Source organism: Massiliimicrobium timonense (assembly GCF_002160865.1).
In the GTDB taxonomy this organism is placed as follows: Bacteria; Bacillota_I; Bacilli_A; order Erysipelotrichales; family Coprobacillaceae; genus Allocoprobacillus.
This window is the reverse complement of sequence record NZ_NFLJ01000038.1, coordinates 18,264-28,604: the sequence shown is the minus strand read 5'-3', so window position 1 is coordinate 28,604 and position 10,341 is coordinate 18,264. Positions and strand designations below refer to the sequence as shown.

At 35.5% G+C, this 10,341-nt stretch carries 14 protein-coding genes; 13 read left to right on the top strand and 1 reads right to left on the bottom strand.

Annotation, left to right across the window (positions count from 1 at the left end):
- Positions 1-153 precede the first annotated feature (153 nt).
- The 6 genes from B5E75_RS11745 (at position 154) to B5E75_RS11720 (ending at position 2,870) form a co-directional block, all read left to right on the top strand.
- A complete protein-coding gene (locus tag B5E75_RS11745; protein WP_087359448.1) occupies positions 154-393 on the top strand; it encodes an AbrB/MazE/SpoVT family DNA-binding domain-containing protein in 240 nt (79 codons plus the stop codon).
- A gap of 157 nt (positions 394-550) precedes the next feature.
- On the top strand, positions 551-784 hold the full coding sequence (locus B5E75_RS11740; RefSeq protein WP_201311777.1) for an AbrB/MazE/SpoVT family DNA-binding domain-containing protein: 234 nt from the start codon (positions 551-553) through the stop codon (positions 782-784).
- Entirely contained in the window at positions 781-1,512 is a 732-nt protein-coding gene (locus B5E75_RS11735) for an ABC transporter ATP-binding protein (RefSeq protein ID WP_087359444.1), read from the top strand. Before B5E75_RS11740 ends, B5E75_RS11735 begins: the two co-directional genes overlap by 4 nt.
- Positions 1,509-2,243, top strand: coding sequence for an ABC transporter permease (locus B5E75_RS11730; RefSeq protein ID WP_087359442.1), 735 nt, complete (start codon positions 1,509-1,511; stop codon positions 2,241-2,243). Before B5E75_RS11735 ends, B5E75_RS11730 begins: the two co-directional genes overlap by 4 nt.
- 2 nt (positions 2,244-2,245) lie before the next feature.
- Positions 2,246-2,626, top strand: coding sequence for a hypothetical protein (locus B5E75_RS11725; RefSeq protein ID WP_087359440.1), 381 nt, complete (start codon positions 2,246-2,248; stop codon positions 2,624-2,626).
- Between the two features lie 19 nt (positions 2,627-2,645).
- The gene (locus B5E75_RS11720; RefSeq protein ID WP_087359438.1) at positions 2,646-2,870 is read left to right on the top strand and encodes a hypothetical protein; all 225 of its coding nucleotides are present in this window, start codon (positions 2,646-2,648) and stop codon (positions 2,868-2,870) included.
- A gap of 69 nt (positions 2,871-2,939) precedes the next feature.
- Here B5E75_RS11720 and B5E75_RS11715 read toward each other — a convergent pair whose 3' ends face one another.
- Complete coding sequence (locus B5E75_RS11715; protein ID WP_032509185.1) at positions 2,940-3,302, bottom strand: helix-turn-helix transcriptional regulator; 363 nt, start codon at positions 3,300-3,302, stop codon at positions 2,940-2,942.
- 527 nt (positions 3,303-3,829) lie between these two features.
- Between B5E75_RS11715 and B5E75_RS11710 the strand changes: the two genes are divergently transcribed.
- The 7 genes from B5E75_RS11710 (at position 3,830) to B5E75_RS11665 (ending at position 10,243) form a co-directional block, all read left to right on the top strand.
- Complete coding sequence (locus tag B5E75_RS11710) at positions 3,830-4,252, top strand: RNA polymerase sigma factor (RefSeq protein ID WP_087359436.1); 423 nt, start codon at positions 3,830-3,832, stop codon at positions 4,250-4,252.
- A gap of 3 nt (positions 4,253-4,255) precedes the next feature.
- Positions 4,256-4,504, top strand: coding sequence for a helix-turn-helix domain-containing protein (locus B5E75_RS11705; protein ID WP_087359434.1), 249 nt, complete (start codon positions 4,256-4,258; stop codon positions 4,502-4,504).
- Between the two features lie 373 nt (positions 4,505-4,877).
- Positions 4,878-5,081, top strand: coding sequence for an excisionase (locus tag B5E75_RS11690; RefSeq protein WP_021421702.1), 204 nt, complete (start codon positions 4,878-4,880; stop codon positions 5,079-5,081).
- Between the two features lie 79 nt (positions 5,082-5,160).
- Positions 5,161-6,357, top strand: coding sequence for a tyrosine-type recombinase/integrase (locus B5E75_RS11685; protein WP_087359432.1), 1,197 nt, complete (start codon positions 5,161-5,163; stop codon positions 6,355-6,357).
- Positions 6,358-6,581: 224 nt separating this feature from the next.
- Entirely contained in the window at positions 6,582-8,327 is a 1,746-nt protein-coding gene (locus tag B5E75_RS11675) for a M3 family oligoendopeptidase (protein WP_087359430.1), read from the top strand.
- A 93-nt stretch (positions 8,328-8,420) separates the two neighbouring features.
- The gene (locus B5E75_RS11670) at positions 8,421-8,870 is read left to right on the top strand and encodes a MarR family winged helix-turn-helix transcriptional regulator (protein ID WP_087244473.1); all 450 of its coding nucleotides are present in this window, start codon (positions 8,421-8,423) and stop codon (positions 8,868-8,870) included.
- A complete protein-coding gene (locus B5E75_RS11665; RefSeq protein ID WP_087359429.1) occupies positions 8,867-10,243 on the top strand; it encodes an MATE family efflux transporter in 1,377 nt (458 codons plus the stop codon). Before B5E75_RS11670 ends, B5E75_RS11665 begins: the two co-directional genes overlap by 4 nt.
- Positions 10,244-10,341 lie beyond the last annotated feature (98 nt).

Here is a 10,341-nt window from a genome sequence, read left to right as displayed (position 1 = left end):
CAGACAAAGGCGACACAGGTATCACAGTATGAGTTGACGCTCCATAAGGATAGTAACTGGAAGATAATAGAGTAAAACCAACTCTTGTTTTTTAATCGTTCGAGTTGTATAATAAGTGGGAAAAGTTATACAGTTTTAGAGAGGAGCGAGTTCATGTCTGATGAAAACAAAAAACCAAAGAATGATAAATTTGTCGGCTCTGTGAAAGTAGGTCCAAAGGGACAGATTGTTATACCAAAAGAAGCAAGAGAAATGTTAAATATCAGTACGGGGGATACTTTGGTCTTATTAGCGGACGCAAAACAAGGTATCGCTGTTCAAAAATATGAAGTTTACGAAGATTTTTTTGAACAAGTGTTTAACTCTGGACAGTCACCTACGAAGTCAGAATAAATCAAATTATTAAGACGGTGCTTTTACGGCACCGTCTTTTTTATGACTTTCAATGAAGAGTAAGAAAAGTAATACTTTTCTGTTGACGTTTTACTCTTCTGGTGCTAATATAAGTATAACAAGTAATACTTGTTATACCAAAAAAGGAGGAAATATAGTGGATAGAGATGTTACAGAACACTATTCCCACAATGGGCGATATTTAGGCACTTTAAAAGTGGGAACAAAAGGACAAATTCTTATTCCTAAAGAGGTAAGAGATTTCTTTGGTATTCATATCGGCGAGCTATTAGTGCTACTTGCTGATAAAGACAAAGGGATTGCCTTACAGAAAATGGACGGTTGTAATGAAGCTTTTCAAATGGCATTTCAAAAGGAGGACAAAGAATGAATGCAATAGAGATTAAAGATTTAACAAAGCGATATGGAAATTTAACGGCAGTTAATTCTCTTTCGCTTAATATCAAACAAGGAGAATTTTTCGCAATGCTTGGTTCAAATGGTGCAGGAAAAACAACAACTATTAAAATGTTGAGCTGTCTGACAGAGCCAACAAGTGGTGATGCCCTTATGTTAGGAAACAGTTTGAGAAAACAGGCAGATAAAGTAAAAGATATTATCAACCTTTCTCCACAGGAAACTGCCGTTGCACCAAAGCTGACAGTTAAAGAAAATCTGATGATGATTGCCCGCTTACATGGTAGTTCTAAACAGGAAGCAAGAGAAAAAGCCGACAAAATCATGGAAACTTTTGAACTAACTGACCGTAAAAATGACAGAGCAAAACAGTTATCGGGTGGCTGGCAAAGAAAATTAAGTATTGCAATGGCGTTGATAAGTAATCCTAAAATTCTTTTCCTTGATGAACCGACAATCGGGCTTGACGTAAGAGCAAGACGAGAATTATGGGGAACAATGGAAAAATTGAAAGGAAAATTAACTTTGATTTTAACAACACATTATCTTGAAGAAGCAGAGGAATTAGCTGACCGTATCTGTATTATGGATAAGGGTGTTGTGCAGGTTCTTGGTACGGCTGATGAAATTATCAAGGTATCTGGTGCTAGAAATTTTGAAGAAGCATTTTTGATGTATACAGAAAGGGGTACTGAATTATGAGATTTACTATTTTTACAGGGCGTAATTTTAAAGAGATTGTGCGAGATCCCATGAGTATTCTCATGTGTCTCGGATTTCCTGTTTTGTTGATTATTGCGTTAGCTCTGATGAAAGAAAGTATCGGTGGAATGGCTGATGTATTTGAAGTTCAAAATTTTGCACCGAGTATGACGATTTTAGGAATGGCGTTTCTAAGTACCTTTGTAGGTACGTTGATGTCCACAGATAGGAATAGTTCTTTCCTAACACGATTATTTGCGTCACCTATGAAGGGAATTGATTACATCTTAGGATATTCTATACCTATAATTCCGCTTGCAATTTTACAGGCTGTTTGCTGTTTTGGTGTAGCTCTGTTCTTCGGATTAGAATTAAATATAAATATTTTTATAGCTATTTTGACCTTAATTCCAGTGGCGATATTATTTATCAGTTTTGGCTTATTTATTGGTAGTGTACTTTCAACAAATAATGCGGTCAATGGATTTGGAACAATCTTAGTAAATGCAACAGTGTTTTTAAGTGGTGCTGTTTTATCATTGGATATGATTGGCGGTACATTCAAAACGGTCTGCGATTTATTACCATTCAGTCATGCGGTAAATGCGGTAAATTATGCAATAAACGGTAATTTTTCAGATATACCATTACAGCTTGTATGGGTTTTAGGATATGCTCTGTTACTTATCATTCCGTCTGTTATTATCTTTAAACGCAGAATGAAAGGATAATAATGATTAAGGTATTCTCTCTTACAAATTTAAACGTTGAATATATTACAGATTATCAAGGGTTAGCGATTTTTCAACAGATACAGAATTATTTACTCCCGATAAACAACGGCTCTTTAGAGAATATTGCAATTTTAGATATGGACGCTGATAAAGATATTATTTTAAGTGAGCTACAAGAATGTGCAATCTTTCATAGGATAGCTTTATCCTCAAGCTGGACATTAGACAAAATTATCACTGCATTAGAGTGTAATTGCCGAGCTTTTTTGGAAAATGGTAACTTGACTTCAATTAACGATACTATCAATTTAGTAACAAGGCATAAAGTTAGCGTATTTGATAAATCTGTTATAGCGATTATAAATTCTTTTCTAATCTAATCGGTAATGAGGTGACAAAATGATTGGTCTTAAAAAACGAGATATGAAAACTATTTTAAAAGCTGGAGCAAAAGCTAGAGGTGTGTCGTTATCTGAGTTTAGAGCCGAGATACAGGAGAATATTGACAACGCTGTGAATAGTCAAGAACCAGCAGTACAGGAACGTTTTAAAAAGTATTTTGGTAATAGAATACCGACACCGGAAGAATACATTTACACAATTACAAAGAAAACAAAGTTTTAAATGCTTATCCTGCTTCCTGCGGAGCAGATCAGCAGGATAGTTTATGAGAGGAAAAAGAAAACGAGAAGCCTATTTGCTTCCCGTCCCCTTGTATTTCATGATACCGTCGATTGTTCCTTGAATGATTTTGAGTTCTTCATCTGTCAGTTCATCAAGAGATACGTCTATCTGTCTGCGGATTGTAGATTTTTCCGCTTTCTCCTGCGGATAGAAGTATTCATCAACAGAGATATGGAACATGGTCACTAAATCATGAAATAACTGGAAGCTGGGGTGTTTCCCTATATTCTCAATATCTGCGATATGACGTTCTCCGTAAAAGACCTTATCGCCTAAATCATTACGGGAAAGCCCAGCTTTTTCTCTCGCTTCTCTGATTGCCAGTCCCAGCGGACGGAAATCAAAGCTGTGCGTGTCTTTCTTTTTCCTCATTTTAAATCACCTGTCATGAGTTTATACTTCATGACACATGATTAGAATGTGTTAAAATTACATATATCATGTGTTAATAATTCATATCAATATTACCTTGACGGTAAATAAAAAAAAGCCGTTCTAGGGTAATATCTTTTTCCATGTCTTTCAATCTAATTAGGACGGTTTTGGATAACCAGAGCTGTCCTTTTCTTTTGTACTCACGGTACAGCTCTGGATAAGGGGGTTGTGCCATGATTGCGTATCAGCGAATACGCCAGTATTCACAACTGAATAACCGCCTTATAATGGTTATCCAGTCAGCACACCCTAAAAATGAGTTAAAAATTCATATGGCAAACATAACAAAAACAGTCTGTTGGTACATTCATGTGCTGATTGACTGTTTTTGTTATTTATGAGAAGTTCAATGTTTTTTTGAATTTCTTTCTTATACAGGTTAGCAAATCACCCACTCCTGTACCGATGTGGGGCGGAAAGAGGGATAGATACCTTTTACGTCTGGACAGAGAGGGGGTGAGATGATGAAACCGTCTGACTTCCAAAAAACAATCCAGTGTCAGTTTGACTGTAAGCTAAAGCGCACTGTTAAGGGTGTTATCTGGAATTATAAAAAGGAATTAAAACGTCGTAAAGATAAAGAAATTCCTTTCTGTGAGCTTCCAGAAATCGTTGTTGAAAAGCTGGCTGTTTGGGACGAGTACATGAGTGACTATACCGTGTTTGAGGTATGCGGTGTTGAAATCCGAGTGCTTGATGAAGAACTCTCAGAAGCATTAAAGCAATTATCGGAACGTAACCGTGAAAATCTTCTGATGTACTACTTTCTGGAAATGAGCGATACAGAAATTGCAAAAGCACAGAAAATTTCCAGAGCGGGAGTTTTTAAAAATCGTTGCAGAGCTTTACAAAATTTAAAGAAAACACTGACAAAGGAGCGTGAATAAAACATGAAAAAAGGGTATAAACTTCCACCTTATCGACTTATTTCATCTGCTGTGGACGGGAATGAACAGTCTATTGAAAGAATACTGGCATTTTATGACCCGTACATATCAAAATGCTGTTTGCGTCCTCTGTATGATGAATACGGTAATGTTTATATCGTAGTAGATATGGAGCTTAAAGGGCGTATCAGAGAAGCTATTATCAAAATGATTTTAGATTTCGATATCGGTATTGTTCCAACAGAAGAATAAAGCAATTATGGCAGGGCATGATTTGTTGAAATTCCCTCTTTCCTGTCCTGCCCTCTGCTTTTACACATGAGAGCCTATGGCTTTCGCCACTGTTCTTTGACAACTGAATAAAGCAGACAGATACGTTTGTGATACAGCGAGCCACGGGGACTGTACGCCATGACCTTTCCAAAAAAAAGCGAGCGACTCACGCAGTGATCCGAGAGCGACCTTTGGAAAAGTCGTTCAGCCATGACCTGTATCACAGGATAATGATACGTCCCAGAGGTGGTTTTGCTCATAGGAATGAGATTGGTTGAGATACCAGCGGAGCTTTTCCAGAGCCGTCTGTCTGCTTCCAAAAGACACACAGTAAAGGGGGTGCTTATATATGATGAACAATACTGATGTGCCTATCTGGGAAAAGTACACGCTGACGATTGAGGAAGCGTCAAAATACTTCCGTATCGGGGAAAAGAAATTGCGTAAGCTGGCAGAAGAAAATCTCGACGCTGGCTGGGTGATTGTGAATGGAAACCGTGTGCAGATTAAGCGAAAACAGTTTGAAAAAATCATTGATACATTGGATGAAATCTAATGTCAGCGAGCCGTAGATATGGTATAATAAAGTATAGCGTATCAACGGCTCATTCCTTGACGGAAAGGAGCTTCGCACTATGTCTAATGTAAAGAGAAAAGACAATAAGGGACGCAATTTACGACTTGGAGAGAGCCAGAGAAAAGACGGAAGATACGTTTACAAATATACCGATATATACGGGAAACCACAGTTTAAGTATGCTTGGAAACTTGTTCCGACAGACAAGACACCCGCTGGGAAACGTGAAGATTTGTCGTTGAGAGAAAAAGAAAAACAGATTAAGAAAGACCTTGCCGACGGTATCAATACCATAGGCGGGAAAATGACAGTCTGCCAGCTCTACGCAAAGAAGAACAGCCAGAGAAAGAATGTGAAACGCAATACAGAAAAAGGTCGCCAGTATCTTATGAAAATTCTGGAAAACGACCCTCTGGGTGCAAGGAGCATTGATACGGTGAAGCTATCGGACGGTAAGGAATGGGCTATGCGAATGTATGAGAATGGCTTTTCCTACAAGACGATTAGCAACTACAAGCGTTCACTGAAAGCGTCATTCTATATGGCGATTGAGGACGACTGTATCAGAAAAAATCCTTTCAGCTTCAAATTGAGCGACGTTCTGGAAGATAATTCAGAACCTAAAGTCATTCTCACGCCAGAGCAGGAAGAAAAAATGCTTGCCTTTATGGAACAGGACAAGACGTACAGTAAGTATTATGATGAAGTGGTTATTCTTCTGGAAACGGGGCTTCGTATTTCTGAATTTTGCGGTCTGACAGTCCATATTGATATGGCGAACCGTATCATCAATGTAGACCACCAGCTATTGAAAGACAGCGAAATTGGCTACTACATTGAAACGCCTAAGACCAAAAAAGGAGAACGCCAGCTTCCAATGACAGAAAGAGCCTATCAAGCCTTTAAGAGAGTGTTACAGAACAGAGGAAAGGCAGAGCCTATCATCATAGGCGGTTACAGCAATTTCCTGTTCCTAAACCAAAAGGGCTTCCCTAAAGTGGCTGGAAACTATGAAAGTATGTTGCGTGGGCTTGTGAAGAAATACAACAAGACACATAAAGACCAGCTACCAAACATCACACCACACTCATTCAGACATACCTACTGCACGAACATGGCAAACAAAGGAATGAACCCGAACACCCTGCAATACATCATGGGACACGCAAACATCACCATGACATTAGGGTACTACGCACACGGTACTTTCAATTCAGCAAAAGCAGAACTTGAAAGGCTGGCTCTTGCTTCTTAAATCGGTGATTGTACTACTCATTTACTACTTTTGGTTGCATTTTCATGCTGGTAAATGCCAGCTTTTGCAATGTATCTTCCAAACGGAAAATGCCGATAAAGCCCTAAAATACAGGCTATACCGACATTTACCAGCTTATGAAAAGATAATCAGAAATTTAGTAAGTTTTTAACATAAAAAAAATATGAAAAAAGTATATAATGAATATAAATAAGGAGGTTATTATGGAGAAACGTTGGAATTTAGATCAATTATATTTATCTTTTCAAGATCAATCATTTTTAAATGATATTGAAACATTAAAACAAATGTTAGAAGATATGCAGGAATATTCTCAAAAGGAAAAAACAGAAGACAATTTAAAGTCATATTTAGAACAATCTAATCAATTTTCGGATCTGGTAGAAAAAATATATGCTTTTATATCATTGACAATGAGTAGTGATACAACGAATCAGGATGCTTTGAAATATTCATCTGTTATTGAAAATCTTTTAGCAAGTTTTGCAGATGCACAGGCGAAAATTGATCGTTGGATTGGTCAGTTTGATTTGAATCATATTCAAGATTCTTATATTCAAGAACATCTTTTTGTTTTAAAAGAAACACAAGAACATAATCGTTATTTATTAAGTGATGAGGGAGAAAAGATTTTGGCTCAAATGAAAACAACTGGCTCAAGTGCCTGGTTGAAATATAAAGATCAGTTAATTGCTTCTATGAAAGTATCTATGGATGGTAAGGAGTATCCTTTGACAGAAGTTTTAAATATGGCTTATTCAAAGGATAAAGAGGTGAGAAAGAAAGCATATGAAGCTGAGATAGCATCTTATTTACAAGTAGAACAAGGTGTTGCGAGTGCTTTGAATGCAATTAAAGGTGAAGCCATAACAAGTGCCAATCTTCGAGGTTATGATTCTGTTTTACAGCGTACTTTGATAGATTCCAGAATGTCACAAAAGACATTGGATGTTTTGATTTCTACGATGAAAAAAGCTTTACCTATGTTTGAAAGATATTTCCAATTAAAGGCTCAAGCGTTAGGTTATACGGATGGATTGCCTTGGTATGAATTATATGCCCCAATTGTAGAAAGTGATATGTCTTATCCTTTTGAAAAAGGTAGTCAATTTGTTGTAGAACAGTTTTATACTTTTTCAAAACATTTAGGAGATTATGCCAAGAAGGCTATTGAAAATCAATGGATTGATGTTTATCCAAGAACGGGAAAAGTTGGAGGGGCTTTCTGTCATAATTTACATTGTATTCAGGAAAGTCGTTTCTTATTAAATTATGGAAATGAATTTGGTGATACTATTACTTTAGGTCATGAACTTGGACATGGATTTCATGGTGAATGTTTAAATACACAAACAGCTTTAAATGCTGACTATCCAATGCCTATTGCTGAAACAGCTTCAACATTTTGCGAAACAATTATCAAAAAGGCAGCGCTCAAATCTGCTGATGCAAAAGACAAATTATTTATTTTAGAAAATGAACTCTGTGATTGTGCACAGGTGATTGTGGATATTTATTCACGTTACTTGTTTGAAAGTCGATTGATTGAAAAGCGTCAAGAAGGACCATTAAGTGTTGAAGAAATCAAAGCGTTAATGTTAGAAGCTCAAAAAGAAGCCTATGGTCATGGTTTGGATCATCGTTACCTACATCCTTATATGTGGACATGGAAACCACATTATTATGAAGCTGATTATGCGTTTTATAATTTTCCTTATGCATTTGGTTTATTACTTGCAAAAGGATTATATGGTTTATATCAAAAACAAGGTGCTACATTTGCTGATACGTATGAACATTTCTTATCATTAACAGGAAAAATGAGTTTAGAAGATGTGGGTAAGAGTGTTGATATTGATTTACAGGATCCAGCATTCTGGCAAAATTCTATTGATATGATAAAAGATGATATTGATTTATTTGAAAAGTTATTAAAGCAATTGGTGTAACGAAATGTTACACCTTTTTTGTTGCAATTTTCATAAAATAAGAGTATATTGTTTAGTTGTAAACAATATACAAGTAAACTAATGAGGTGAGATATGAAAACGAACATTGAAACATTATTAGATTATTCAATACAGATTAGAAAGTATTATGCACGTGTTTTAAATGAGAGATTGAAAGATTTGAAATTATCGCCTAATGAAATGAATATCTTAATTTTATTATCAAATAATCCAAGTATTACAACAAGTACACAGTTAAATGTCTTTTTAGGAGTTTCTAAGGGACTCATTAGTCGTAGTGTAGAAAGCTTGGTGAAAAAAGAGCTGATTCGTATAGAAAGTGATGTCACTGATCGACGTATTCAACATATTTATTTAACAGCCGATGCAATTGAGGAGATAAAGATTTTAAAAAAAGAAATTCGAAAAATTAATGAAGATATTTTATCAGAAATTCCAAAAGAAGATATTCAAAAAATGGAAGAAACGCTAATAAAAATAAGAGATCACTTTAAAGAAAAAAATGAGGAGGTATGTTTATGAAATTAAAAATGTCACAAGAAGTGGACTTAGGAAAAGAACCCGTAGGACATTTATTGTTTATTTTGGCTGTACCAGCTATTACATCACAGGTTGTCAATGCTTTATATAACATGGTCGATCGTATGTATATAGGACATATTCCAGAAGTTGGTTCTGCAGCTTTAACAGGGGTAGGAGTCTGTTTTCCTATTATCATGATTATTTCTGCTTTTGCATACTTATTTGGTATGGGAGGAGCACCACGAGCTAGTATCTTCATGGGGAAAAAAGACAATGATACGGCTGAAAAAATTTTAGGTAACTGTACAACATCACTCATGATTATTGCTGTTTTATTGACAGTTTTGGTTTTAATTTTTCAAGAACCATTATTATATCTTTTTGGAGCGAGTGAAAATACAATTGGTTATGCCATGGATTATATGACTATTTATGCGATTGGAACAATCTTTGTACAGTTGACATTAGGGTTAAATGCCTTTATATCAGCACAAGGATTTTCAAAAATTAGTATGTTAACTGTTGTTATTGGAGCTGTCACAAATATTGTTTTAGACCCTATTTTCATTTTTGGATTGAATATGGGGGTACAAGGTGCAGCAGTTGCGACAGTCATGTCACAAGCTTTAAGTGCCATTTGGGCATTCTGGTTCTTATCAGGAAAAAATACGATTTTAAAATTAAAAAGAGAAAATTTAAAAATCAATTTTCATATTTTATTACCATGTATTGCTTTAGGTGTTGCTCCTTTTGCAATGCAGGCTACAGAAAGTGTTTTGGTATTATGCTTTAACTCATCATTATTAAAATATGGTGGGGATTTAGCTGTTGGCGCTATGACAATCTTATCAAGTGTTATGCAATTTGCCATGTTACCATTACAAGGTTTAACACAAGGGGGACAACCTATTATCAGTTATAACTATGGTGCTAAACAAGGTGATCGTGTTCAAAAAGCATTTAAACTTCAAACCATTTCATGTTTTTCATATTCATCTATACTATGGTTATTGATTATGATTTTCCCAAGTTTATTTGTTGCGATTTTTACAAGTGATCCACAATTAACAGAAATCACAATTTGGGCATTAAGAATTTATATGGCTGGAGTCTTATTAATGGGTATCCAAATTTCATGTCAACAGACATTTATTGCCTTTGGAAATTCAAAAAAGAGTGCATTTTTGGCAGTCTTTAGAAAAATCTTGGTTTTAATTCCTTTGATTTATATTTTACCTATGTTTATATCAGATCAAGTTTTTGCAGTCTTTTTAGCAGAACCTATTGCTGATACAATTGCTGTATTAACAACATCAACAATGTTCTATTTTGAAATGAAAAAGAAAATGATAGAAATGAATAACAACATATAAAATCACTGTTCTAGTGATTTTTTATGCTTTATAGGTATAATAGATTATAAAATATAAGTATTAGATTATAACAATCGTTTATTATACAATAAAAAAGG